Genomic DNA, 23,655 nt, shown 5'->3' with positions numbered 1-23,655 from the left:
ACATGTTCGGTTATGCGACACGGTTAGCAAAGCAACTGCTTTGCCGTGTCGCAAGGAATTACATATTAGGGTAATTCGGACCACCACCACCCTCAGGCGTTACCCAAGTAATGTTCTGAGATGGATCTTTAATATCACACGTTTTACAGTGCACACAGTTAGCTGCGTTAATTTGGAAACGCTTCGAACCATCGTTCTCTTCCATAATTTCATAAACACCCGCAGGGCAGTAGCGCTGAGCTGGCTCGTCCCATTTTGGTAGGTTTACATTCACAGGAATAGACGCATCAGTCAGTTTCAAGTGTGCTGGCTGATTTTCTTCATGCACCGTATTCGATACAAATACTGAAGATAAACGGTCAAAGGTCAACTTACCATCTGGTTTTGGATAGTTCGGTTTCACTGTTGCTGCATCTACAGTTTTCAGTGTGCTGAAGTCAGGCACTAAGTCATGCAGTGTAAACGGGACTTTAAACACATTTTGGTCGATGAAGTTAAATGCACCACCACCGAACGTGCCAAATTTGTGCATTGCTGGACCAAAGTTACGAGAACGATATAACTCTTCTTTTAACCAGCTGTTGTTGAACTTGTCTGTGTAAGCTGTTAACTCTTTTGCAAAGAAGTCTTCACCTTCAAGCACACGTGCAATGGCAAGGTCACCACCTTTTTCAACGCCTGCTTGAATCGCTTCGAATACCGCTTCGCCACACAACATGCCAGATTTCATGGCCGTATGTGAGCCTTTAATTTTAGCGAAGTTTAGGAAGCCTGCATCATCACCAATTAAAGAGCCACCTGGGAAGGTAAACTTCGGCAGTGAGTTGAAACCACCTTTGACAACAGCACGTGCGCCATAAGAAATACGCTTACCACCTTCAAGATACTGCTTAATCAGTGGGTGTGTTTTCCAGCGTTGCATTTCTGCAAATGGATACATGTGTGGGTTTTCGTAAGATAAATCCACGATCATACCCAAAGTAACTTGGTTGTTTTCAGCGTGATATAACCACCAACCACCAGAAGAACCTGTTTCAGCTAGAGGCCAACCTGCACCGTGCATCACCAAACCTGGCTTGTGTTTTGCAGGGTCAATTTCCCATAGTTCTTTGATGCCGATACCATAGTGTTGCGGGTCTGCATCTTTATCTAGATCGAACTTGGCAATCAGGCGTTTACCTAAATGACCACGGCAGCCTTCCGCAAAAATCGTATATTTGGCATGTAGTTCATAGCCTGGTGTAAAGTTATGTGTTGGTTCACCATCTTTACCAATCCCCATATCACCGGTTTGGATACCTTTAACGGTACCATCGGCATGATAAAGAATTTCAGATGCAGCAAAACCTGGGAAAATAGACACTTCTAATTCTTCAGCTTTTTGACCTAACCAACGCACCACGTTACCAAGTGAAATCACATAGTTGCCATCATTATGCATGGTTTTAGGAACCATCCAATGCGGCGCTTCTTGTGACTTTTCAGCAGACATTAGGAAATACGTTTTATCTTCAGTTACTGGCACATTTAAAGGCGCGCCTTCTTCTTTCCAGTTTGGGAACAACTCATTGATCGCACGCGGTTCGAGCACAGCACCTGAAAGGATATGCGCACCAACTTCAGAGCCTTTTTCTACGACACAAACGGACAGATCATTAAGGTTGTTTTCAATTGCAAGTTGACGAATTTTAATCGCAGCAGAAAGGCCAGCAGGGCCTGCGCCAACGATGACTACGTCAAACTCCATCGATTCACGTTCGATGTGTTCCATGTAGGACTCCTCATATGGTTAAAGGTGGCAACCGTTTTGACTCAAAGAACGGTGCTGCCATGAGTGTTCTTAGTTCCCAGACACAAAATTTATCATCGTGTCTTTTATATTGTGAGCTAGTATAGGTTTAAACCGAGTTCTAGCCAATTGGCTGAATCATATTATTTTTCCGTCAGACAGGCATGAATTTTATGGATAAGCAGCACAACTCAGCAAATCCGACGAAAAAAGTAGCTATTGCTGATAATAAAAACTTAACCGGTATTGCACAATACATAAAAGGTGGACAGTCCGGTCACAAAAGGTCAATCCCCCCTTTAGATCAATGGCACCCAAAGCATTGTGGCGCAATGGATTTGAAGGTTTTAGCCAATGGAGAATGGTGGCACGAAGGTCAATTGATCAAACGCCAAGCCATGATTGAGCTGTTTGCAACGGTACTTTGGAAAGAAGAAGATAAGTTTTATCTCAAAACTCCTGTCGAGCAGATTGAAATCGAGGTTGAAGATGAACCTTTATTTGTCAATCAAGTCGAGCAAGTCGAAATTGCAGGAAAAATCTACCTACAACTGACCACGACCACGCATGATGTGGTGATTGTTGATGAAGACCATCCCATTTTTATGCGTGCCTTCCAAGGGGAGCTACGTCCTTATGTGCATGTTCGTTTTGGCATCAATGCACTGATTCAGCGTGCTGCTTTTTTTCATTTGGTGGAAATGGGTGAGCTAAGCGACGATGCGGCGGGTCAGGTCAAACTGTGCTTACAAAGTGGTGATTTGCTATTGCAATTAGGCACCTGAGGTTTAAGCTTGATTGATCTTTTAACTTTATACTGCAACGAGTCCCCATGAGTGCCATTCAGCCCTTATTTCCTCTGATCAACCCTATGCCAAAAGCGACAGCCAATGCGCCAATCGGGATATTTGATTCGGGGATAGGCGGCTTATCCATCGCTCAAGAAATTGCCAAGCATTTACCGCATGAACGATTTATTTATTTTGCCGATACCGCACATGTGCCTTATGGGCCACGCAATGATCAAAATATCCGAGAATTGACTGCACAAGCGATTGAGTGGCTTTACCGCAAAGGCTGTAAGGTTGCAGTTGTGGCGTGTAATACCGCTTCAGCCTTTAGTTTGGATTATTTACGCGAGCACTATGGCGACAACTTCCCGATTATCGGCCTGGTTCCGGCCCTAAAACCTGCGGTATTGCAAAGCAAATCCAAAACCGTGGCCGTTCTAGCGACCCCTGCGACCTTTCGCGGGCAGCTGATTAAAGATGTGGTTGAGAAGTTTGCACAACCTTCGGGAGTCACGGTGATTCCAGTGACCTGCTTAGATTTAGTGCCTTTTGTTGAAAGCGGCGCACAGATGAGTGCGGCATGTTTAGCTATTTTAAAAGATATTTTACAACCCGTTGTCGATCAGGGTGCAGATTACTTAGTTTTAGGCTGTACCCATTACCCTTTTTTGAAAATAGCGATACAATCTATTTTTGGTCAGAAACTGACATTAATTGACTCTGGACTGGCAGTTGCACGACAAACAGCCCGTATTTTAATCAAAAATGAGTTATTATTTGAACGAAATCATGATAGTGATGTTCGAATTGAATGTTATGTCAGTGGGAATAATGCAGAAAGTTTGAGACCCATCTTACAACTTTTGCTTGAACCAGAACTAAATTGGACTATTTCAAACATATCTGATTAATTTTTAAACAAATAAGTCGAGTATTTTGATATATATAGGACTTACGCATTGACGGATTCAAAAAAGTATTAAAATACTTTATAAAGTATCTGTGATCAGACGAATTAAACATGCTTCTACAGCAACTTGTACATTACCCATTTATATGGGCTTTCTCATGACAGAACCGAACTCTATTAGCTGCACACAACTTGCCGAGACTTATAACATCTCGCATGATAGTGTAAATCGCTTTCTAGAACGTGAAGACTACACACCTCACGACCTATATCAAGAAGCAATTCAACATATTGATAATAATAAACTTATAGTCAGTATTGATGATACTGTTTTAGATAAACCCTATAGTCAACATATGGACTTGGTTAGCTATTTTTGGTCAGGCAAACACCACCGATCCGTCAAGGGTATTAATCTCATTACCTTGTATGCGACAGATCAGAATGGTCAAAATATTCCAATTAATTTCCGAATTTATGACAAATCTGAAAGTAAAACCAAGAATGATTACTTTATGGATATGTTAAGTGAAGTACTCAGTTGGGGTGCAAAGATTCAATTTATTACAGGTGATAGTTGGTATTCATCGACTGGAAATCTAAAAACCATAAGAAAATATGGTATTCGATTTATGTTTGGTATCGACTGTAACCGTAAGGTTTCCCCAGAAAAAGGACAATGGTTTCAACTGCGTTTATTGCCAAATTTCCATCAGGGTCAAGTGGTCTGGCTCAAAGATTTTGGCTTTGTACAATTATTTAAGACTCAGTTAAAAGAACAGCAGAGGTTTTATATTGTGCATCAAGATGAAGATGATTTATTGTCCTTTGAGGGTTTTCATGAATTACATTCAAGTCATTGGAAAATAGAGCAATATCACCGGGTGATTAAACAGGTTTGTCATATTGAAAAGTTTCAAGTAAGACGATCTAAACTGATTTTGAATCATATTTTTTCAGCCTTGATGGCCTACGTCGAGATACAAAAGAACCAGTTTGAGCGGATCTTTGAAAATGTATATCGTTGGCAGAAGAAATTATTTAGACCAGTTATCAAAAACTTCATTGATGACTTTATTCTCGATAAAAATCATCTGCTACCACAGAGAATCTATAAATAATAGTGCGTAAGTCCTAATATAGTCAAAAATTGTAACCTAATATGCTTGAGTTAGTCGCAGTGTCTATCTAATGGAATTTGGGGGATGGGATGCTGCGAAGAATAATGAGGATAACCGATGCTCGATAAGCGTTATCAAGTGTTTATAACCACTTCTGGAAGCGAGATGCAACCAGAGCGGATCATTTTGGCCCAAACTTTAGTGGGCATGGGATTTTTTTTTTGGGGATTAGAACAACGGACACCACTTTCAACGGCTTTTGCACGTCGTCAGATCGATGACTGTGACTATGTCATATTGTTGCTGGGCAGCAAATATGGCGAACAGTCCGTGTCAGGGGTGGGATATATGCACCTTGAATACATTTATGCGGTCACCAAACAAAAGCCGATTATTGTATTTATGCATGATGATCCTGATGCCCGTGAGTTATGTTTACATGACGACAAAGCTGAGCTGCGTGAAAAATTCAAAGAGTTTAGAAAACTACTCCAAAACGAAGTCGATCAGGTTTTCACTTATCGCACCATGCGTGACTTGGAAATGGCCGTTCGCTTGAATATGACGCAAATGCTAGAGCGCTATCCTGTATCGGGTTGGGTACGTCCGCAGAACACCCAAGTGTTGCATGACGAAATTGATAAACTCAAAGCCAAATTGGTGCAATTGGAAACTGAAGCGGGTAAACGTGAAGTCGATCCATTTTTGTCTTTACCCAAAGTGGCTATGCATGAATTTTTTGCCTTTGATTATCGGATGCATGCCTATCAAGATGGCAATTTTAAAGAGCTGAAAATTCAAAAGCAGATGACTTGGGCGCAATTACTCTCGGTTTTGGGGACAACCTTTATTCACCCAACTCCTGAAGAGTATTTCTCCAAACGCATTAATGAATATTTAAACGAAACTGGTTTAAATGATGCACGCTTAGAAATGCCTCGTGCCCATGCTGTTGCGCGCTCACAAATTAATATTCGTGCTTTGCACAGTATCAAAATGCAAATGCGTCAAAATGATTGGATTGTTCAGTCGGGTCGAGATGATCGTCAGCGCATGCTCTGGCAGTTGACCCCGAAGGCGATGAAACTTTTGGAGAGTAATTTATTGGAAAAGGATCGGCCTTTTCAATTTCAATCTTCGTAGTTATCCATTTAGATAATGAACTGAAAACTGTTACAGTAGAGACATTCGAAAACGAGCCACGAGGGTTGAATGTCTACTGCAACAAAAGCAAAAGTTACTGTTATTTTGGCAAATTTGGGAACGCCTGATGCACCGACAGCTTCAGCAGTGCGTCGCTTTTTGGATCAGTTTTTGTCAGACCAGCGGGTGATTGAAATTCCCAAACCGCTTTGGCAAATTATTCTCCGTTTATTTATTTTGCCGTTTCGCCCGAAACGCGTTGCCCATGCTTATGAGATGGTGTGGGGCAGCGATTCTCCAATGCGAGAAATTTTGCTGACTCAAGTGGCCGCGTTACAACAGCAGTTGATTTTGCAATATCCTGAGTTTGAGCTGAATATTGTTCCTGCGATGACCTATGGTAATCCCGGCATTCAGCCTTTGCTTGCTGAGTTGAGTCAAAACCCGCAAGATCATATTGTACTTTTTCCTTTGTTTCCGCAATACTCGGCAACATCCAGCGCGCCCTTATATGATGCTTTCGCGAAGTGGATTCCAAAGCAGCGCAATTTGCCAGGGCTGAGCATTATTCGCGATTATTATCAGCACCCTTTATACATTCAGGCTTTGGCGCAAAGTGTGCGCGATTTCCGTGCTGAACATGGGGTGACTGAAAAGCTGTTAATGTCTTTCCATGGTATTCCACAACCTTATGCCGATAAAGGCGATCCCTATGCCGACCGCTGCCGTATCACTGGGCAGTTGGTGGCGGCCGAATTAGGCCTAGCGGAGGACGAATGGGCGATCAGTTTCCAATCCCGCTTTGGGAAACAAGAGTGGGTGAAACCGTATACCGATGTCTTACTGGCCGAATGGGCGGCGCAGGGTGTGAAATCGGTGCAAATTATGAGTCCGGCGTTTTCAGCGGATTGCTTAGAAACTTTAGAGGAACTGGCGATTCAAAATGCTGAATTGTTTTTGTCTCAAGGTGGAGAGCGGTATCAATATATTCCAGCCTTGAATAGTCGCGGAGATCATTTGCAATTGCTCAATACGCTGGTTCAGGCTAATCTTGACGCCTTAAAACAGACATTAGCCAGCAAAACGAATTGAGGTTGACACGCTATGTTGCAAGTTAAAATTGTGCCTGTAACGGCATTTCAGCAGAACTGTTCGATTGTCTGGGACAGTGACAGTAAAGAAGCAATTTTAATTGATGCAGGTGGAGAGCCTGAAAAACTTAAAGCTGAAATTGAAGTATTGGGTTTGACAGTAAAAGCGCTGTGGTTGACACATGGGCATTTAGATCATGCTGGAGCAGTCGGGGCATTAAAAAAACTGTGGGATGTCCCTGTGATTGGCCCGCATAAAGAAGATGCCTTTTGGTTGGATATGATCCAAGAAGTCTCGCAGCGTTATGGTTTTCCTGTTCCTGAAAAGGTGGACGTCACGACATGGCTTGAAGGTGGTGAAGTCCTTAAACTGGGCAATGAAGCGTTTGAAGTGCGTTTTGCCCCTGGACATACTCCGGGTCATGTGATGTTTTATAACAAAAACTATGGTCTGCTTTGGACCGGCGATGTGTTGTTTAAAGGCTCCATTGGTCGTACCGATTTTCCACGCGGCAATCATCAGCAGTTGATTGACTCTATTCAGCGTGAATGCTTTAGTTTACCCGATGAGACGCAGTTTATTTCAGGACATGGTCCAATCAGTACCATTGGTTTTGAAAAACAACATAACCCTTTTGTGGCAGGAAAAGCAGGCTAAGCACTTTGTGGTCTCATTGAAAAATAAAAAAGTCAGCAGCTGCTGACTTTTTTATTTGCGAAATGGATTATGCAAAATGTGTTGGGTTTCTAGAGCAAACACGATGGAGAATAAGGCCACTAATAGTCCAACTGAGAGGATTAACAGATCTTGCATATAGATGCCAAAACTGAATAGACAGATCGCAAGTAAAACGCCAATTAAAACAATAGTCTTACTCAGGATGTTCATCTTATCCCCCCTTATAGGATGTTATTTTTGTGACTTGATCATGCTGTGAGCATGTACCAATTTTGGAGGGAGTATAGTCGACGAATTATCCTTTTAAGCGAATATTAAGATATTAAATAATGAACAATTTCGCTTAAAATATGAAAAATATCATGAAATTAAACATATTATTCTTCTGAATTTTCTGCCTGCGGTGCATCTTGCGTTGGGAGGCGATATTCATCATTGGCCCATGCACCTAAGTCGATCAGTTTGCAGCGTTCAGAACAAAAAGGACGAAAGGCGTTGTCTTCCCATTGACTCATTTCTCCACAACGGGGACAAGGGAAAGTGTGTGGCATGATCGACTCCAGATAAAATTTTCGGATTGAAATAGGCAAAAACGTTGGCAGTTGTTAGACTGATGCGGTTTTTTCTTAGTTTGATCTGATTATGCCGATTCGTCAATTTCAAGCCCAGCGTATGCATGCGCCTCGTGATTTTCAAATGATCAGTCCTGATCCACTATGTGTGGAAATTGGGGCGGGCAAGGGTAAACATGCTTTATTGTTTACGGCCCATCATCCTGAGAAAAAGCTGATTGCGGTTGAACGTACCCGTGAAAAGTTTGTGGCGATGCAGAAACAACATGGCTTAGAAGGTCAGCAGAATTTACAGCTGGTACATGCCGATGCCTTGCCGTGGGTGGTACATGCCTTGCAGCCGCAGCAGGTTGAACAGTTTTTTATTCTTTATCCCAACCCTGAACCGCATAATCCTGCGCAGCGCTGGTTGAATATGCCGTTTTTTGAGTTTCTGATTTCACGTTTACAAGTGGGCGGAAAAATTACTTTAGCCAGCAATATTCCAGAATATATTGAAGAAGCACAGCAACAGTTGATTGAGGTGTGGAAGTTACCATTTGTGAAAGAGCGCATTGCTGATAGCTCAGCGCGCACGCATTTTGAAATTAAATATTTAGAACGAGGCGAGCTCTGCCAACAGTTGATCATCACGAAACCTGAAGGTTATTGCACGCGTTTTGATGCGTTTCAGGCCTTGCGAGGTCAGAACCCACAGTCGCAATCTTCGGATCAAGCTGAATAAATCATGCCAAAGCGTATTGCAATTATTGGGGCGGGCCCAGCCGGTTTGATGGCAGCAGAAGTATTGAGTCAATATGATGTTCAGGTCGATGTGTTTGAGCAAAAACCATCTGCTGCACGTAAGTTTCTGATGGCGGGTAAAACAGGACTAAATATCTCTCATGCCGAACCTGTAGAGCAGTTTATCGGTCGTTATGATCAAGCTGAATGGCTAGCACCTTGGATTCGTGAGTGGGATGCCACATGGATTCAAGCATGGATGAAAGGTTTAGGCATTGAGTCCTATATCGGAACATCTGGGCGTATTTTCCCGATTGAAATGAAAGCTGCGCCTTTATTACGTGCATGGTTGAAACGCTTGGTTGAGTCAGGCGTCAAGTTTTACTATCGTCATCAATGCCTCAGCCTCAAAGAACATACACTTGAAATCAAGTCTTTGGTTAGTGATCAAGTGCATAGCCAGAGCTATGATGCGATCGTCTTGGCTTGCGGAGCGGTGTCATGGTCTCAGCTCGGTAGTGATGGCGCTTGGCAAAACTGGTTGGAGGCCGATGAAATTGAGCCTTTTCAAGCCAGCAATGCTGGAGTAGAACATGAATGGTCTACCTATATGCAACCCGTCTTTGGGCAGCCATTGAAACGAATTTCGACATGGGTGGGCGATGCCGAAAAAAGTATGGGCGATATCGTCATCACCCATTATGGATTAGAAAGTGGTTTGGTCTATAAGCAAGGTCGAGCGCTGCGTGCGCAGCAAAAGCAACAACAGTCTTTAATTTTGAAGCTCGACTTGCTGCCGGATGTCACTGTTCAAGAATTGGCTGTACGTCTGAAACCGACAAAAAAACAGTCTTTAAGTAATGTTTGGCGTAAAGCTGGTTTAGATGCAGCTAAGGCAAGTTTAGTGCGAGAGTTGGTTGCAAAAGAACACTGGAATCACCCTGAACAACTGGCGCAGCAGATGAAGCAATTACAGATTCCTTTAACTGGTTTTCGTCCGATTGAAGAAGCGATTAGTTGTGCTGGCGGTGTGCGCCGTGAAGGCCTGAGCCCGCAGCTACAATTAAAATCCAATCCCGCCGTTTTTTTATGTGGGGAAATGTTGGACTGGGATGCACCCACAGGGGGCTACTTACTCACTGCATGTTTTGCAACAGGGCGTGCCGCAGGTGAGGGCGCTATGCAGTATTTGAATGTGGCAAAAAATTCGCCGTAAGCGATGCAACTGAAAATCAGCTGTGCTAATTTGAATAAAAAATTCAAGGAGCATCATGATGTCGGATCTTCAGCAGTATGTGGGCAGCTGCCTATGCGGTGCAGTGACTTATCAAATTGATGGGCCGATTGGCGATATTATTCAATGCCATTGTCAAAAATGTCGCAAGGCCAATGGAACGGCATATGCAACCAATGCACCGATTGCTAAGGCGGATTTTAAACTGACCTCTGGTCAGGACGTTGTAAAAAAATATGCATCGAGTGCAGGCACAGAGCGTTGTTTCTGTGGCAACTGTGGTTCACCTTTGATCAGTATTAAAGCTGAAACACCTGAGTTTTACCGTTTGCGGATCGGCACTTTAGATACCCCGTTACAGCAAAAGCCGACGCAGCATATTTTTGTGGCATCTCAAGCCGAGTGGGACAACATTTGTGATGCATTACCGCAATATGCTGAACGCCCATAGTTAGAATAGATCTAAGTGAAAGGGATCATCGGATCCCTTTTCTTTGTCCGAGATTGAGTTAGTAGCCTGTCGACATCGTATCTTGAGCTTTTGGGTACTGCGACTGCCAGTGTTCAAGTTGCTCTTGGGCATGAATGAGCTCACCGAGACCTTTCACGTTATCATGTGGTGCTGCGGTTTTATCTTGGATGATTTTGGCTTGGTTATCCCAATATTGGTACATCAGAGTTTGAATGTAGCGCCCTTGTTCTGTTTTTAAATCCAGCTCTTTCAGCATATTCAGTGCAGACTGAATATTGTCTTGTTGACGTGTTTTTGCAAATTCATCCGTGAGCGTGCCTGCCTCACGCATTTTTATCAGCTCATCTTCCATTTCATCACTCATGCTGCTAAAGCGCTGGTCATAGTCGGCCAAGAGCGCAATATCGTGTGGATCATTGGCTGTTTTTGCAAAACTTTTGACCGGTTCAGAGCTGAGTTCTTGCAAAATTTTGTCATCGCTTGAAAGGGTGTCTTGCTCAGCACGTTCATTGGCTTTGTTACAGCCTGTGAGGATTAAGCTGCCACCTAAAAGAAGCGGCAGTAGAACCTGTTTTAATGAAAGAGTATGTGGGTTCATATCGGTGTCCTATTATTCTGCTATTTTTTGAAAGTGATAGGCATAGGTGATGTAAGGAAAACTGATTTCGTCTTGTGGCTGTTTGCCCGTGTACTGCTGCACAATTTGTTCAAACTGATGTTTTAAATCCTGCTGTTGTTCGAGTGGCATTGCGGCAATAAAGCTGGTCGAAAGGAGACGTTTTGAGACGACTTGTTCTACTGTACCTGTTTGCTGCTGTGCAAACTGATGCAGGCTTTTGAGCTGAAATAAGTTTTGATGTTCAAAGACTTTTTTCCATAGCCCACTATGATAACGCGGGGTATCTCCTTCTAAAGGCGCGAGTCGTTCTGCGAGTGCATTGATCCAGTCGACTTGAGTATCACGTTGGTTCCAGACCAAGCCCAAATGCCCTTGCGGTTTTAGGACACGGTGAATTTCCTTTAAACTGTCCATGTTGGCAAACCAGTGGAAGGCCTGCGCAGATAAAACTGCATCGATACTTTGCGAAGGCAGGGGAATATGGTCACTAAAGGCTTGTAATGTTTCCACCTGTGGGTAAGCCAGTTTGAGCTGAGCTAACATTTCGGTCACCGGTTCGATGGCAGTGAGCTGTCCACTATGTGGAATCAGATAAGGCAGAAACTTACCTGTACCCGAGGCAAGATCAATCACACGTGAATTTGCGTTTAAATGCAGTTGCTCGGTGAGCCAGACATGGATCTCTTGTGGATAACTTGGACGCACTTGTTGATAAAGTTCAGCAGCTGCACTAAACCCGTGTTGTGCCGCAGGATGGAGTAATTGTGTCATATTTTGCGCTTTTTTATCTGCTCTGCATCTATAAAATAACACATTTGGTTCGATGAAATCGCTTATGCTGTATGGAACGAACATGACCTCACTTTATAGGAATGAAATCTCTCAGCATGGACATGGCGAAACAAATTATTTTTGAAGATGAACAGATTCGTGTCATTTTTTTACAGGGTTCATCGGACGAACTTATTTTCTCTTTTGGTGATCTGATTACCCGTGCCAAGGGAACGTCGATCAATGCAGAAAAATCGCTGGCGAAGTTTGGCTTCAATGTGGTTGGCATTATGCCGAAACAGAAGTCATGGTTTCCAGAGTCTTCGATGTTGGCGATGTTAGAGGCAATTCGCGCTTGGATTGCCCCCTTTCAAACCCGCATTGCCTATGCAGGGTCGATGGGCGGCTATGCAGCGATTAAATACTCTAAACTTCTTGGATTTAAGCGCGTGGTAGCCTTGGTGCCGCAGTATTCGATCGACCCTGAACAGGTGACGGATAACCGCTATAACATGTTCTATCAGCCTGAGCTGAACCATGACATGCAGGTTCAAGCGAAGGATGTCTCGGCAGAGTGTGAATACATTGTTATTTATGACCCTTACTGCCCTGAAGACCGTGCGCATTATGAAAAATTACAATTGGTCGTGCCGAATCTGAATACCCTGAACTTACCTTTTACAGGGCATGATGCGATTGCGGTTTTAGCCAGTTCAGATTTGTTGCACGATTTTTTACGTCATGAGTTTGATGCGCCGTATTTTTATAAAAAAATTCGTGAAGTGAAAAAGAACAGCAAGTTTTACTACCGTAAAGTGATCGAAAACTTGTTGCCACGTCATCGCTTTTCTTTGGGGCGAATTCTGAAAAATAATGAGCTTGAGTTAGATGGTCAATTTTTTGATAGCAAGCTAAAACAAAGCATTATTCGCGAGTTACTCAGCAATCGACAAGTGAGCCAGACCGATCTGCTGAAATTGGGTATTCAGGTCAACTTGCCGCAAGAAAATAGCTGTCAGTTGATGGATAGTTTTGGACATGGTTTAGTGTTCAATATGATCAGTCAAAAGATTGAAAGCTATGCACCAGATGCTATTGCGCTGAATCATAAGTTTCTGCTGCCGATTTTTGCCAAGGGTAATGGACTAGTACACATTTACTATAACGATATGCGCTATACCATCGTCATGAATGACAGACAGATCATGAAGTTGGTGCATGAACAAGCCGAATTGGGCGCTGGAATGCATCCATTGTTAATGAAAAAATACAGTGATTATTATTTGATTAGTTATAAGCAGTTTAACTTTAGCTGTGATGAATATGGTGGCTTTGATTTGGTCGAAGATATTCCAGAAACAGCACAGTTTTTGGTGTCAAGCGATGCTGAGTCAGATGTGTTGATGTGATTTATTCATATAGGGCTTTGGTCTAAAGCTAAGCACTTGTTTTGCGCCCTATTTGGTTTAATATGAAAGTATTGTTTATCTTTAAAACAATACGGATAAAGATCAAATAGGGTGGAAGCAATGCAAAGACATTGGTCGGCTGTATTTATAACATTACTGTTTATTTCAACATCACAAAGCGTACTGGCACAAAGTTTAGACCCAGCCTATCTGACATTCGGTGGTGGTCTCATTCTCTTACTGATCCTGACGTTTTATGTGATTAAACAGATCAGTATTTCTATTCGTATTCATCGTAATAAGCCCGTTAAATAGCGGGCTTTTTTCTGTGTGTTGCGGCTATTTTTAAGTGGTGAAGACAGTGTTTACGTTGAAAAAAGAAGCTGAGTTAGTTTAAATAAGCGCTCTATCATTATGCAGAACAACTGGACGTGAGCAATGAAAGCCGTATTTTTAGATTATGCATCCTTAGATAAAAATGATTTGGACTTTCATGCACTGCATGCTGTTTTTGATGAACTGATCCTTTACCCAAGTACCGATGCTGAGACGATTGTTGCGCGTGTGCAAGATGCAGATGTGATTATTAGCAATAAAGTAATGGTGGATGCCGATACCCTAAAACAATGCTCTCAGTTAAAGTTGATTCTAATCTCTGCCACTGGCACCAATAACATCGATTTGCAGCAAGCCAAAGCACAAGGTGTTGTGGTGTGTAATTGTCAGGGTTATGGCACGGCAGCGGTGGCACAGCACACTTTAATGTTGATGCTTAACCTTGCAACCTCCTGCCTGCAATACGAGCGTGCGGTGCAGCAGGGCGAATGGAATAAAGCTTCTCAGTTTTGTCTATTGGACTACCCAATTATTGAACTTTCAGGCAAGACATTGGGCATTTTAGGCTATGGAGAATTAGGGCAGGCGGTGGCTAAACTTGCTGAAGCATTTGGAATGCGAGTTTTGGTGGGCAATTTGCCAAACCGTCCACACGCTGACTCAACACGAGTGGGCTTTGATGACTTGCTGGCGCAATCAGATTTTATCAGTCTGCATTGTCCATTAACCGATGACACGCGTGACCTGATTGATGCTCAAGCTTTCGCAAAAATGAAAAAAAGGGCCTTTTTAATTAATTGTGCACGTGGCAGAATTGTCAATGAAGCAGCTTTGGCAGACGCGTTAAAACAGGGTGAAATTGCGGGTGCAGCAACTGATGTATTGACCGTTGAACCACCTAAAGAGGGTAATGTTTTATTGGATGTTCGTCTGCCGAATTTAATCATTACACCACACAGTGCGTGGGGCAGTGTCGAAGCACGTCAACGCATGGTGCAGCAGTTAGTGGAAAATGCTCAAGCTTTTCAAGCTGGGCAGCCAATCCGTCGGGTGAATTAAAGCAAATAATGACAACGAAAAAGCCCGTCAGATGATGGGCTTTTTTGATATTAAAGCTTAGTCACTTTAATTTCTTCTTCTGCTTGGGCTGGTGTAAAGGAAGATGGTGCTTGGGTAATCGTGGGTTCATTCACTGTTTGGGGGGTGACAGGCTGTGCAGATGAGGCTGACGGTGTTTGAACCGCAGGAGCATCTACGGGTGCTGATGACGGTTGACTTAAACTACCTTGGTAAATGGGGGCAGGCTGATCCGTTTGACCAGTTATCACTTGCTTGGTTTCATGCAGCTTTTTATTTACATTTTGGGTGACTTGCTGTCCTGTTTCTTTGGCTTGTTCTGCGGTGTTGTTGGTGATGGTTTTTGCACTGTCCAAAGCTTGGTGTGCAGAAGGGCGAATTTTTTGGATGCCTTTTTCTGTTGCAGTCCCGACTTTTTCCGCCGTGTTAATCACACCTTCTTGAGTTTTATAAGCCCAAACGTGAAAGATGTTGGGGTTTTTACCATAAGGCGTAATTGGCTTTTGCGTTTGCTGAGTGGTGGTTTCTGTTTGTGCCCATACACCTGCTGTTGTCATTAAAAGAGCGCAGAAGAGTGTTGTTTTCATCATGTTCATAGAGCAGTGTACCTCTTGGGCTATCGTGCATAAATCAGCGTTTTAGCATAAAGCCTCTTTGTGTGAATTTCATGTGCTTGGTTGTAAACAAGCGTAGTGTGCAAACGTATATAGCTAAAAAAGAGCCCAGCATGTGGACTCTTTCAACTCTGGAGGAGTTTAACTTCTACTTCGCGCCAACGGCAGCATCGGTCGATGAACCGACTTTGGCTTTAGCAACAGGTGTATCTAGTTCCACTTGGGCTTGCCCATTTACGTCTGCACGTTTGGGCTGACCACTGACAGCCTGCTTAGTTTCCTGCCATTTTTGTTTGGTCGCTTGTTGGCCTTGTTTCGCTTTATCCGCTATATAGTGACCACTTTTTTTGGTGTTATGCTCAACAGAGTGTTTTACCTCACCTGCCTTATCTTTTACGACAGCAGATTTTTCAGCTGAAAATTCTTTGGTGTCTTGCCATTTTTCTTTGCTGAATGCTTTGGTTTTGTCGACACCATGCTCAACCGTTTCACCTGTCGCATGCGCGGCATGTTTGACATCATGTTTTAAGTTTTGCAATACACTTGGCTGCGAGGTTTGAACTTGAACATTGGCCGATGTATTGGCTGCGGTATTTGCAAATAGGGAAGTGGAAGCTAAAAGTGCAGTGGTTAAAGCCGAAGCGGTGAGTGTCTTTGTTAAAACTTTCATCTTTGATTTTCTACCTCTTATGACAGAACCCGATGAGGAGTTCAGAACAGCAGTCATCATAGACAGAAATTAGCTCAAAAATAGCATTTGATATGAAAGTCGCACAATGCGGCAACAGCGCATGAACAATGGGCTGAAAATTGTGTCGTTCAGTTAATTCATTAAAATTATGTAAGTTTATGCGTGGTCGTTGTTTTAAATGTAACAAGTATGAAGACTGGTGTTGAAATAAAAGATATGAAACAGAAGGTGTTTGAGAGAGAAGTCATCACTGATGTTGCACCAGTGATGACGATTTGCTTAGTTACATTGCGCTAAGGCTTCTTTTGCAAAGTGATTACGTAGTGCGAGGAAGTTTTTCTGTACTTCTGCATCGTGTAATTCAAATTTGGTTGCTGTGCTTGTGCCATCGAGTGCAAAGGTTGCTGAGCCACCTGTGATGAGGGTGTAGTCACGGAACGCCCACTGTTCTACGACTTTGCCTGCTTTGAGGTTACCGGTAAATTCGATGACACATTTATCTTCAAATTTGGTCAATTTTGCTTTGTTATTGGTTGTGTCCGGATAGACTTCAATGTCTTGGACTTCTTGTAATACACCCGCTGTCAACTGTGGAATCGTTGGTTGAGATGTACATGCTGTAATAGAAAGGGCAGCAAAAGTAGCGAAAAGTACAGTTTTTAATTTCATAAGGTTCGTTCTTGTTGCGAGTTGTTAAGTTGAGTATAGGGAATTAGGGCCTTATTGCAAATATTCATCTCGAAGTATGGGTAAATTAATACAATTTAAGAAAGATTGTTCAAGATATAGAATTTCAGAAATTTTAATTTTTGTGAAAGTGCCTTAGGATATTGTAATTATTGGACAGTTAATCAAAATTACATAATTGTATGGACTAAGAATGAACACAATATACCTAGATACAAATTATTTAACTCTTTCAAAGCTATTTGTAAATTCAATAAGGCAGTTGTCTTTTCATTTAATCAGAAATGCCAAGTTGTGTTTGGCTCAGTAGAGATTTTTTATGCTGTTCTAAAACCACAGGTCCATTGGGATTGGTCGGCGTCGTTGAGCAAGTGGTGAGGACTAAAGTTGTTAATACTGAAGCCAAGATGATTTTTGAAGCAATAGTTTTGCCTATAAATATTTATTTGAAATATTTTATTTATAAACGGAAAATAATTTCCGTTTATCTGTAAATATATTTATTTGAGACTATTCTTGAGTTTCAAAGGGAGGAAGGTTGATAATTTTTCTTAAATTGTTTACATCATTTAGTAATTTTGGTGCATTGGTCCTATTTAAAAAAGTTAAACGCTTGTACTTATCTTCTTGTAATTCAATTGATTCAATGCTTTTTAATTTTTTAATAAAATCACTTAAACTTATACTTTCATTAAGCACAGCTATAAAATCAATGATTTCAATTGAATTAATATCAAGGTCTTTGTTTCTAAAGATATATTCAAAAAGTTTATTTTCTTTGAGTTTCTCTAGATTAATAATTTCATCAATTTTTTGATTCTCTTGAGTAATTACCGCATCTCTTTCATTTTGATCACTTTCCTTTAGGAGCGTTTCTAAGTAGTTTTTCAAGGTAAAGTTAAGTGTCTCAAGTTTCTTTATTTGATTTTGTAAAGAGTCTAATTTTTTGGAAGTACCTCTGCGTACTAGAAAGTCTTTAAAAATTCCAGCCCATTGCTCACGTAACCATTCTTCAATTTCATTATATTTTTCGAAAGAAAATATAGGATTATTGCTAGGTTTGCTATGAATATCATCAATCAGTTTAAAAATATTAATACTATCTACATGTGCGTATTCAATATCAGCATTATCTTTATTTAGTTTATAAGTTTGATATTCTGCATATACACCCTTTTCAATTAAAATATATATAGGTATATGATTGTTACTAGCAGTTTCATATTCTTTTTTTGTAATACTATTATAATCTGTATATTGAGTTTTGTCTTTTATTTGAACTTCACTTGTTTCCGAACCATATCTTCCACCAATTATGAGAACAAATATATCTGCTGATTCAGTCTCTCTATAGCATGAAATATCCAAAGGATCATCGCTTACAAAAGCAATTTGCCCTTTCTCGAATAAAATGGATTCATAACCTAGTGAATCAATAAACAAGCTCAATGAAGCACGGATATGTTTTAAGTCATAGTATGTTGAACTAACAAAAATACGTGGTTTAGCCATTATTTTACTCAAAAAAGAAAACCCCGCTTATTTAAGTAGGATTCTCATTTTATTTCAAATAATTAGCTTAATGCTGCAACACCGAAATATCCGCAACACTGGTAAACAAATCACGTAACTGAGCCAGTAAACGCAAACGGTTAGCTTTCAAATCCACATCATCCGCCATGACCATCACACCTTCAAAGAAGGCATCAATTGGTGCACGAAGTGCAGCTAACTTAGAAAGCGCAGCGGTATAGTCTTTTGCAGCCAAAAGTGGTTGAACCACAGGTAGAACATTTTGAATCTCTGCATAAAGTGCTTTTTCAGCATCTTCAACCAATTTAGATTCAACAATTTCACCCGTAGGTGCAGCTTCTTTCGCCAAGATATTGGCAACACGTTTATTCGCAGCAGCCAAAGCAGCAGCTTCAGGTAAACTACGGAAATGATTCACCGCAGTTACACGCTTATCAAAATCAAGAGGTGATTTTGGAGAAAGTGCTTGAACTGCTTGAATCACATCAACGGCAACGCCTTGGTCTTCATATTTCGCACGGTAACGACCTTCAAGGAATGCAACAGCATCCGCCAAAGTCTTGTCGTGGTCTTTCAATACATCGCCATAAGCAGCCAAAGCAAGCTTGATCAATTCTTCAATTGAAATATCAAGATTATTTTCAGTCACTAAACGCAAAATACCAATCGCAGAACGACGTAAAGCAAACGGGTCTTTAGAACCTGTAGGCGCTTGACCTATACCGAAAATACCAGTCAACGTATCTAAACGATCTGCAAGGGCAATCGTAGTACCTGTCTTAGTTTGAGGTAAAACGTCACCTGCAAATTTAGGTAAATATTGTTCACCTAAAGCTTCCGCAACTTCATCGTTTTCGCCTTCAATACGTGCATAGTAAGTACCAGCAATCCCTTGAAGTTCTGGGAATTCGCCAACTAATTCAGAAGTTAAATCACATTTTGCAAGCAGAGCTGCTTTTTCTGCATCCGCAGGGTTTGCACCTGTGATTGCAGATAAAGCCACAGCCAATTTAGCAATACGTTCAGATTTATTCCAAAGCGTACCTAACTGTGCTTGGAAAACCATATTGGCTAATTTTTCTTTACGAGATGCAAGCGGTTGCTTTTGATCTTGTAAGAAGAAGAATTCAGCATCAGACAAACGAGGGCGTACAACTTTCTCATTCCCTTCAATGATTTGAGTTGGATCTTTAGACTCAATATTTGAAACAGTAATGAAGTAAGGTTGAAGTTTATTATCAGCATTTACCAAACAGAAATACTTTTGGTTGTCTTGCATGGTAGTGATCAATGCTTCTTGAGGCACAGCAAGGAAACGTTCTTCAAAGCTCGCACGAAGCGCAACAGGCCATTCAACCAATGCAGTCACTTCATCACGTAAATCAGCAGGAACGATCGCAATTGCATTGACTTCATCAGCAAGAGCTTTCACTTGTTGGTCAATGATTGCTTGGCGTTCTTCAAAATTCGCTACAACTTTTGCAGCACGAAGCGCATCTAAATATGCATCTGCATTGGCTAAAGTAATCGCTTCAGGTGCATGGAAACGATGACCATAAGTCACATTACCTGCTTTATGATCCTGAATGGTTGCATCAACAACATCATTGTCTTTTAACAATACAACCCATTTTACAGGACGAACGAATTCAGTACGGCTTGCCGCAGAACGCATGCGTTTTGCAATTGGAAGGTTATCTAAAGCGGTTTGTAAAATTTGTGGCAGTAAAACATCAAGGCTTTGACCTTTGACATCTTTTAAATAACAAACTTTTTCAACTTTACCTGCTTGGAACGTTGAAACTTGATCTGCAGTAATGCCTTGACCACGCATAAAGCCTTCAAGTGCTTTGGTTGGCTTACCTTCTGCATCATAAGCAGCTTGTACAGCAGGGCCGTCAAAACGTTTTTGAGTATCTGCTTGAGCACCATCTACATTGATAATTTTCAATGCCAAACGACGAGGCGCTGCATAGGCTTCGATAGAATCAAAAGCTAAACCTGCATCTTTTAAGCCTTTTTCTGTTTCAGCTTGCAATGCATCACGTAAAGTTTTTAAGCTTTTTGGTGGAAGTTCTTCACAGCCAAGTTCAAATAAAACTGTATGTTTAGACATTATTTGTTCTCCGCTGATTTTTCTGCTTGAGCCGCTTCTGCTTCAACCTGAGCTTTCAATTGAGCTAAAACTTCATCACGTAAATGTGGTTCTGCCATTGGGAAACCAAGCTTGGCACGAGCCGCCACATAGCTTTGTGCAATTGAACGTGCCAGAGTACGAACACGTAAAATATAGCGTTGACGCTCGGTTACAGAAATCGCACCACGTGCATCGAGTAAGTTAAAGCTGTGTGATGCTTTAATGACTTGTTCATAGGCAGGAAGTGGTAATTCTGCTTCCATTAAACGAGATGCTTCGGCTTCATAGAAGTCAAATAATTCAAACATTTTGTCGACTGGTGCGTATTCAAAGTTATAGGTTGATTGCTCAACTTCGTTTTGATGGAATACATCACCATAAGTCACTGTACCAAACTGACCTTTGGTCCAAACAAGATCGTAAACAGAATCGACACCTTGTAAGTACATTGCCAAACGTTCAAGACCGTAAGTGATTTCACCTGTTACTGGGTAACATTCAACACCACCGACTTGTTGGAAGTAAGTAAACTGAGTCACTTCCATACCGTTGAGCCAAACTTCCCAACCTAAGCCCCAAGCGCCGAGTGTTGGCGATTCCCAGTTGTCTTCTACGAAACGAATATCGTGAGTGAGGGTATCAATACCAATGGCTTTTAACGAGTCTAGGTAAAGCTGTTGGATATTATCTGGGTTTGGTTTTAGTACCACTTGGAATTGGTAATAGTGTTGCAAACGGTTTGGGTTTTCACCATAACGACCGTCTTTAGGACGACGTGAGGGTTGAACGTATGCTGCGTTCCAAGTTTCAGGCCCAAGTGCGCGTAAGAATGTTGCAGTGTGGAATGTCCCTGCACCCATTTCCATATCGTAAGGTTGTAAAATGACACAACCTTGTTCAGCCCAGTAGTTTTGTAAGGCAAGAATTAAGCCTTGGAATGTATCAATATGCGATATGGCGCGACTCATGCAGCATCCATTATAAATATAAGAAAAAATTGGTTCTAAGTATAAGGATTTTGCGAGTGAGTGGCAAAGGGTTCAGCAGGATTCATTCATTTAAAAATTTAACTGTGGTGGTTGCGTGAGAGAAGTCAGATAGCACGATTTTTGTATGTTGAAAAAGATTGAGCTGCGTGTATTACATAGACCGTCTTTTCTCTGGTTTGAGCCAAATTGCCCGAGTTTGCTATATTAAATTTCTGCACAATAAAACCAAGAGCACCCCCATGCCAAAATTTTATCATCAGATCCTTGTTCTGCTGGCTACGTTCAGTGGAGCGGTTCACGCACAGCAGCAAGAGGCCGAGCTGGATGTTTATAATCAATGTGTCGAGCAAACCATTCAAGAGCAGCAACTGGCAGGGATTAACAATAGCGTGGTACAAATTTGTGCGGATCAAGCCAAACAGGGCTACGAAAAGCAAATTGTGGCATTACTCGATCAAATACGGGTGCAAAGTGCCGAATGGCAGCAGCCTGAACGTTATCAAGCCATTTTGAAATCACAACGCTTGTGGAAAGCCTATGTTGAGCAAGAGTGTGATAATGCAGGCCAGTATGTTGGATCGCCTATGTATGCTTTTTGTCCTATGCAGCAGTGTGCTGAACGGGTTGTACAGTTACAGCAATACGTTCACTAAAGAATTCAGTAGAATTACTCATAAAAATAAGATGTAAAATAGATGCATCTTATTGGTGAGACCACGTATAATTTTGCACCGGTTAAGTGCGAAAAAGTAGAAGGGTGGCTGTGTTTCATATGCAACTTGAATGGTTAAATACCTTAAAACCGAATTTTAAAGTGTTACCGCTAAAGGAAAGAATGCTCTGTGGTTTAGGTGCATTGTTGGGATTAGCACTGTCTTCACTCATAAGTTGGTGGCTTTTGGGTGGGATCAATGCATGGTATATCGCCCCGATGGGTGCGTCCTCGGTGTTGCTTTTTGCCGTACCAGCCAGTCCTTTGGCTCAGCCATGGAATATTGTGATTGGGAATACGATTGCAGCCGTCATTGGGGTGACCTGCGCACTCTATATTTCCAACTTAACTGAAGCGTTTAGTGTTGCTGTGGCTTTGTCGATTATTTTGATGATGACGACAGACTCTTTGCATCCACCGAGTGGTGCTGTGGCGATTACAGCGGTGTTGGGAGGCGAGACGGTACACGAGTTAGGTTATCAGTTTGTGTTTTATCCTGTTTTACTCAACTCGATCTTGCTTCTCGTGATTGCGATTGTGTTCAACCGTTTACTCGGGAAGCAATACCCAACCGTGGCGCAAGTCAATACGCGTAGCACCGACCCGACCCCAACCCAGAAGGTCACGATCCAACCTGAAGATATTCATCAAGTTTTAGCCCAAGAAACACAGTTGCTCGACATCAGTGAATATGATTTACAAAAACTGATTTTAAAAGCCCAAGCGCAGGCCGATACTCGCTTTCATATAGACCTACGTTGTCGGGACATTATGAGTAAAGATGTCCTCTGTTTATATGAAGATGAAGACATTCAAGTCGCTGTTGAAAAATTTAAACAGGTCAATCTAATGAGTTTACCTGTGTTAAATCGAGCTGAACACGTATGCGGCACCTTAGCTTTATATGAAGTGGTGGAATGGTTCCAAAAGGCAACGGATTTGCGTACCTCTTGGCAAGATCAAGTCAAGCACATTATGAAACGTCAGGTGGTCACGGTACAGCCGGATCAAGAACTACAAGATTTGATACCGTACTTTGTTGAACGTTCTTTTAACTATATCCCTGTGGTTGACAACAAGGCTTTGGTCGGCATCATTAGCCGTGCTGATATGATTGCAGCGTTGTATCGTCTGTTGCAACATCGCTAAGTCATGTGAGTGTCGTAGGTAAAAAAAAAGCTACGACACTTTGGGGGAAGTTGTCGTAGCATAAAAAGAAACTTTTTTGAGACGAAAGATGCGCGCTTATGGGTTGCGATGATCTGGATTAACGGTACGCATCGTATTGCTATAACCCGATCGAGCCTGTGGAGAATGCTCGATTTGGTCTTTTTGTTTCGGCATCACCAACCAAAGAATCAGGTAAACCAAAATTCCAGGGAATGCTGCACTTAACAGTGAAATGGTGATGAAAACAATACGAAGTAAATTTGCGTTCCAACCAAAACGTTCAGCAATACCACCCATCACACCAGCAATCATGTTTGAGCGGTTTGAGCGATATAAACCAACATTGGCCATCTAGGTCTCCTTAAAAATTAAAATCTGAGTGGCT

General features: G+C 41.8%; 26 protein-coding genes. 14 read left to right on the top strand and 12 right to left on the bottom strand.

Annotated features, from left to right (window positions below; all coding sequences use genetic code 11):
- Positions 1 to 58: 58 nt before the first annotated feature.
- Positions 59 to 1,771: an electron transfer flavoprotein-ubiquinone oxidoreductase gene (locus AC4CU3_RS06755; RefSeq protein ID WP_004692627.1), complete on the bottom strand. Its 1,713-nt coding sequence runs from the start codon at positions 1,769 to 1,771 to the stop codon at positions 59 to 61.
- Between the two features lie 191 nt (positions 1,772 to 1,962).
- On the opposite strand from AC4CU3_RS06755, the gene AC4CU3_RS06750 reads away from it, so the two are divergent.
- The 6 genes from AC4CU3_RS06750 (at position 1,963) to AC4CU3_RS06725 (ending at position 7,503) form a co-directional block, all read left to right on the top strand.
- A complete protein-coding gene (locus tag AC4CU3_RS06750) occupies positions 1,963 to 2,574 on the top strand; it encodes a DUF1285 domain-containing protein (protein ID WP_114837444.1) in 612 nt (203 codons plus the stop codon).
- A 47-nt stretch (positions 2,575 to 2,621) separates the two neighbouring features.
- A complete protein-coding gene (gene murI / locus AC4CU3_RS06745) occupies positions 2,622 to 3,491 on the top strand; it encodes a glutamate racemase (RefSeq protein WP_114837445.1) in 870 nt (289 codons plus the stop codon).
- A 91-nt stretch (positions 3,492 to 3,582) separates the two neighbouring features.
- Entirely contained in the window at positions 3,583 to 4,611 is a 1,029-nt protein-coding gene (locus AC4CU3_RS06740; RefSeq protein WP_007116247.1) for an IS701 family transposase, read from the top strand.
- A gap of 117 nt (positions 4,612 to 4,728) precedes the next feature.
- The gene (locus AC4CU3_RS06735; protein ID WP_490738059.1) at positions 4,729 to 5,754 is read left to right on the top strand and encodes a DUF4062 domain-containing protein; all 1,026 of its coding nucleotides are present in this window, start codon (positions 4,729 to 4,731) and stop codon (positions 5,752 to 5,754) included.
- 69 nt (positions 5,755 to 5,823) lie between these two features.
- Positions 5,824 to 6,846 (top strand): ferrochelatase, encoded by a 1,023-nt coding sequence (gene hemH, locus AC4CU3_RS06730; RefSeq protein ID WP_114837446.1) that lies wholly within the window; start codon positions 5,824 to 5,826, stop codon positions 6,844 to 6,846.
- 12 nt (positions 6,847 to 6,858) lie between these two features.
- On the top strand, positions 6,859 to 7,503 hold the full coding sequence (locus AC4CU3_RS06725) for an MBL fold metallo-hydrolase (RefSeq protein ID WP_114837447.1): 645 nt from the start codon (positions 6,859 to 6,861) through the stop codon (positions 7,501 to 7,503).
- A 398-nt stretch (positions 7,504 to 7,901) separates the two neighbouring features.
- Here the strand turns inward: AC4CU3_RS06725 and AC4CU3_RS06720 are convergent, their stop codons facing one another.
- The gene (locus AC4CU3_RS06720; RefSeq protein WP_004692619.1) at positions 7,902 to 8,075 is read right to left on the bottom strand and encodes a DNA gyrase inhibitor YacG; all 174 of its coding nucleotides are present in this window, start codon (positions 8,073 to 8,075) and stop codon (positions 7,902 to 7,904) included.
- An 85-nt stretch (positions 8,076 to 8,160) separates the two neighbouring features.
- Between AC4CU3_RS06720 and AC4CU3_RS06715 the strand changes: the two genes are divergently transcribed.
- From AC4CU3_RS06715 to AC4CU3_RS06705, 3 genes are read left to right on the top strand one after another with little or no spacing between them, the layout of a single operon-like run.
- Positions 8,161 to 8,820, top strand: a complete 660-nt coding sequence (locus tag AC4CU3_RS06715; RefSeq protein ID WP_171355083.1) for a class I SAM-dependent methyltransferase — start codon at positions 8,161 to 8,163, stop codon at positions 8,818 to 8,820.
- Between the two features lie 3 nt (positions 8,821 to 8,823).
- Entirely contained in the window at positions 8,824 to 10,035 is a 1,212-nt protein-coding gene (locus AC4CU3_RS06710; protein ID WP_114837450.1) for a TIGR03862 family flavoprotein, read from the top strand.
- A 58-nt stretch (positions 10,036 to 10,093) separates the two neighbouring features.
- Positions 10,094 to 10,504 carry a GFA family protein gene (locus AC4CU3_RS06705; RefSeq protein WP_078425270.1) on the top strand — a complete coding sequence of 137 codons (411 nt, stop codon included), beginning with the start codon at positions 10,094 to 10,096 and terminating at the stop codon, positions 10,502 to 10,504.
- Between the two features lie 58 nt (positions 10,505 to 10,562).
- Here the strand turns inward: AC4CU3_RS06705 and AC4CU3_RS06700 are convergent, their stop codons facing one another.
- Positions 10,563 to 11,123 carry a hypothetical protein gene (locus AC4CU3_RS06700; RefSeq protein ID WP_114837451.1) on the bottom strand — a complete coding sequence of 187 codons (561 nt, stop codon included), beginning with the start codon at positions 11,121 to 11,123 and terminating at the stop codon, positions 10,563 to 10,565.
- A gap of 12 nt (positions 11,124 to 11,135) precedes the next feature.
- Positions 11,136 to 11,915, bottom strand: coding sequence for a class I SAM-dependent methyltransferase (locus tag AC4CU3_RS06695; RefSeq protein ID WP_114837452.1), 780 nt, complete (start codon positions 11,913 to 11,915; stop codon positions 11,136 to 11,138).
- Between the two features lie 122 nt (positions 11,916 to 12,037).
- Between AC4CU3_RS06695 and AC4CU3_RS06690 the strand changes: the two genes are divergently transcribed.
- From AC4CU3_RS06690 to AC4CU3_RS06680, 3 genes are all read left to right on the top strand, one after another.
- Positions 12,038 to 13,324 (top strand): hypothetical protein, encoded by a 1,287-nt coding sequence (locus AC4CU3_RS06690; RefSeq protein ID WP_279044896.1) that lies wholly within the window; start codon positions 12,038 to 12,040, stop codon positions 13,322 to 13,324.
- A 120-nt stretch (positions 13,325 to 13,444) separates the two neighbouring features.
- The gene (locus AC4CU3_RS06685; RefSeq protein WP_004692607.1) at positions 13,445 to 13,639 is read left to right on the top strand and encodes a hypothetical protein; all 195 of its coding nucleotides are present in this window, start codon (positions 13,445 to 13,447) and stop codon (positions 13,637 to 13,639) included.
- Positions 13,640 to 13,762: 123 nt separating this feature from the next.
- Positions 13,763 to 14,719, top strand: coding sequence for a 2-hydroxyacid dehydrogenase (locus tag AC4CU3_RS06680; RefSeq protein ID WP_279044898.1), 957 nt, complete (start codon positions 13,763 to 13,765; stop codon positions 14,717 to 14,719).
- Positions 14,720 to 14,769: 50 nt separating this feature from the next.
- Here AC4CU3_RS06680 and AC4CU3_RS06675 read toward each other — a convergent pair whose 3' ends face one another.
- From AC4CU3_RS06675 to glyQ, 7 genes are all read right to left on the bottom strand, one after another.
- Entirely contained in the window at positions 14,770 to 15,333 is a 564-nt protein-coding gene (locus tag AC4CU3_RS06675; RefSeq protein ID WP_236769180.1) for a hypothetical protein, read from the bottom strand.
- 166 nt (positions 15,334 to 15,499) lie between these two features.
- A complete protein-coding gene (locus AC4CU3_RS06670) occupies positions 15,500 to 16,021 on the bottom strand; it encodes a hypothetical protein (protein WP_279044900.1) in 522 nt (173 codons plus the stop codon).
- A 300-nt stretch (positions 16,022 to 16,321) separates the two neighbouring features.
- Positions 16,322 to 16,711: a hypothetical protein gene (locus AC4CU3_RS06665; RefSeq protein WP_004978867.1), complete on the bottom strand. Its 390-nt coding sequence runs from the start codon at positions 16,709 to 16,711 to the stop codon at positions 16,322 to 16,324.
- 292 nt (positions 16,712 to 17,003) lie between these two features.
- On the bottom strand, positions 17,004 to 17,135 hold the full coding sequence (locus AC4CU3_RS06660) for a hypothetical protein (RefSeq protein WP_279044902.1): 132 nt from the start codon (positions 17,133 to 17,135) through the stop codon (positions 17,004 to 17,006).
- Positions 17,136 to 17,239: 104 nt separating this feature from the next.
- Positions 17,240 to 18,241 (bottom strand): DUF4062 domain-containing protein, encoded by a 1,002-nt coding sequence (locus AC4CU3_RS06655; protein ID WP_279044903.1) that lies wholly within the window; start codon positions 18,239 to 18,241, stop codon positions 17,240 to 17,242.
- A 67-nt stretch (positions 18,242 to 18,308) separates the two neighbouring features.
- A complete protein-coding gene (gene glyS, locus AC4CU3_RS06650) occupies positions 18,309 to 20,378 on the bottom strand; it encodes a glycine--tRNA ligase subunit beta (RefSeq protein WP_279044905.1) in 2,070 nt (689 codons plus the stop codon).
- On the bottom strand, positions 20,378 to 21,367 hold the full coding sequence (glyQ, locus tag AC4CU3_RS06645; RefSeq protein ID WP_279044906.1) for a glycine--tRNA ligase subunit alpha: 990 nt from the start codon (positions 21,365 to 21,367) through the stop codon (positions 20,378 to 20,380). Before glyQ ends, glyS begins: the two co-directional genes overlap by 1 nt.
- A gap of 260 nt (positions 21,368 to 21,627) precedes the next feature.
- On the opposite strand from glyQ, the gene AC4CU3_RS06640 reads away from it, so the two are divergent.
- Together AC4CU3_RS06640 and AC4CU3_RS06635 are read left to right on the top strand one after the other, a co-directional pair.
- On the top strand, positions 21,628 to 22,041 hold the full coding sequence (locus AC4CU3_RS06640) for a lysozyme inhibitor LprI family protein (RefSeq protein WP_010325818.1): 414 nt from the start codon (positions 21,628 to 21,630) through the stop codon (positions 22,039 to 22,041).
- Between the two features lie 110 nt (positions 22,042 to 22,151).
- Complete coding sequence (locus AC4CU3_RS06635; RefSeq protein ID WP_279044908.1) at positions 22,152 to 23,249, top strand: HPP family protein; 1,098 nt, start codon at positions 22,152 to 22,154, stop codon at positions 23,247 to 23,249.
- 96 nt (positions 23,250 to 23,345) lie between these two features.
- On the opposite strand, the gene AC4CU3_RS06630 is transcribed toward AC4CU3_RS06635, so the two are convergent.
- Positions 23,346 to 23,621 carry a PspC domain-containing protein gene (locus tag AC4CU3_RS06630; protein WP_004692583.1) on the bottom strand — a complete coding sequence of 92 codons (276 nt, stop codon included), beginning with the start codon at positions 23,619 to 23,621 and terminating at the stop codon, positions 23,346 to 23,348.
- Between the last annotated feature and the right edge of the window lie 34 nt (positions 23,622 to 23,655).

It is taken from the genome of Acinetobacter sp. 802_lipA (assembly GCF_058242885.1).
This window is presented reverse-complemented; position numbering and strand designations above follow the sequence as displayed.

What these genes read in the sequence shown, in the direction of transcription:
- AC4CU3_RS06755 (WP_004692627.1), bottom strand. Translation starts at nt 1,771, where the DNA reads ATGGAACACATCGAACGTGAATCGATGGAGTTTGACGTAGTCATCGTT.
- AC4CU3_RS06750 (WP_114837444.1), top strand. Translation starts at nt 1,963, where the DNA reads ATGGATAAGCAGCACAACTCAGCAAATCCGACGAAAAAAGTAGCTATT.
- murI (WP_114837445.1), top strand. Translation starts at nt 2,622, where the DNA reads ATGAGTGCCATTCAGCCCTTATTTCCTCTGATCAACCCTATGCCAAAA.
- AC4CU3_RS06735 (WP_490738059.1), top strand. Translation starts at nt 4,729, where the DNA reads ATGCTCGATAAGCGTTATCAAGTGTTTATAACCACTTCTGGAAGCGAG.
- hemH (WP_114837446.1), top strand. Translation starts at nt 5,824, where the DNA reads ATGTCTACTGCAACAAAAGCAAAAGTTACTGTTATTTTGGCAAATTTG.
- AC4CU3_RS06725 (WP_114837447.1), top strand. Translation starts at nt 6,859, where the DNA reads ATGTTGCAAGTTAAAATTGTGCCTGTAACGGCATTTCAGCAGAACTGT.
- AC4CU3_RS06720 (WP_004692619.1), bottom strand. Translation starts at nt 8,075, where the DNA reads ATGCCACACACTTTCCCTTGTCCCCGTTGTGGAGAAATGAGTCAATGG.
- AC4CU3_RS06710 (WP_114837450.1), top strand. Translation starts at nt 8,824, where the DNA reads ATGCCAAAGCGTATTGCAATTATTGGGGCGGGCCCAGCCGGTTTGATG.
- AC4CU3_RS06705 (WP_078425270.1), top strand. Translation starts at nt 10,094, where the DNA reads ATGTCGGATCTTCAGCAGTATGTGGGCAGCTGCCTATGCGGTGCAGTG.
- AC4CU3_RS06700 (WP_114837451.1), bottom strand. Translation starts at nt 11,123, where the DNA reads ATGAACCCACATACTCTTTCATTAAAACAGGTTCTACTGCCGCTTCTT.
- AC4CU3_RS06695 (WP_114837452.1), bottom strand. Translation starts at nt 11,915, where the DNA reads ATGACACAATTACTCCATCCTGCGGCACAACACGGGTTTAGTGCAGCT.
- AC4CU3_RS06690 (WP_279044896.1), top strand. Translation starts at nt 12,038, where the DNA reads ATGGCGAAACAAATTATTTTTGAAGATGAACAGATTCGTGTCATTTTT.
- AC4CU3_RS06685 (WP_004692607.1), top strand. Translation starts at nt 13,445, where the DNA reads ATGCAAAGACATTGGTCGGCTGTATTTATAACATTACTGTTTATTTCA.
- AC4CU3_RS06680 (WP_279044898.1), top strand. Translation starts at nt 13,763, where the DNA reads ATGAAAGCCGTATTTTTAGATTATGCATCCTTAGATAAAAATGATTTG.
- AC4CU3_RS06675 (WP_236769180.1), bottom strand. Translation starts at nt 15,333, where the DNA reads ATGAACATGATGAAAACAACACTCTTCTGCGCTCTTTTAATGACAACA.
- AC4CU3_RS06670 (WP_279044900.1), bottom strand. Translation starts at nt 16,021, where the DNA reads ATGAAAGTTTTAACAAAGACACTCACCGCTTCGGCTTTAACCACTGCA.
- AC4CU3_RS06665 (WP_004978867.1), bottom strand. Translation starts at nt 16,711, where the DNA reads ATGAAATTAAAAACTGTACTTTTCGCTACTTTTGCTGCCCTTTCTATT.
- AC4CU3_RS06655 (WP_279044903.1), bottom strand. Translation starts at nt 18,241, where the DNA reads ATGGCTAAACCACGTATTTTTGTTAGTTCAACATACTATGACTTAAAA.
- glyS (WP_279044905.1), bottom strand. Translation starts at nt 20,378, where the DNA reads ATGTCTAAACATACAGTTTTATTTGAACTTGGCTGTGAAGAACTTCCA.
- glyQ (WP_279044906.1), bottom strand. Translation starts at nt 21,367, where the DNA reads ATGAGTCGCGCCATATCGCATATTGATACATTCCAAGGCTTAATTCTT.
- AC4CU3_RS06640 (WP_010325818.1), top strand. Translation starts at nt 21,628, where the DNA reads ATGCCAAAATTTTATCATCAGATCCTTGTTCTGCTGGCTACGTTCAGT.
- AC4CU3_RS06630 (WP_004692583.1), bottom strand. Translation starts at nt 23,621, where the DNA reads ATGGCCAATGTTGGTTTATATCGCTCAAACCGCTCAAACATGATTGCT.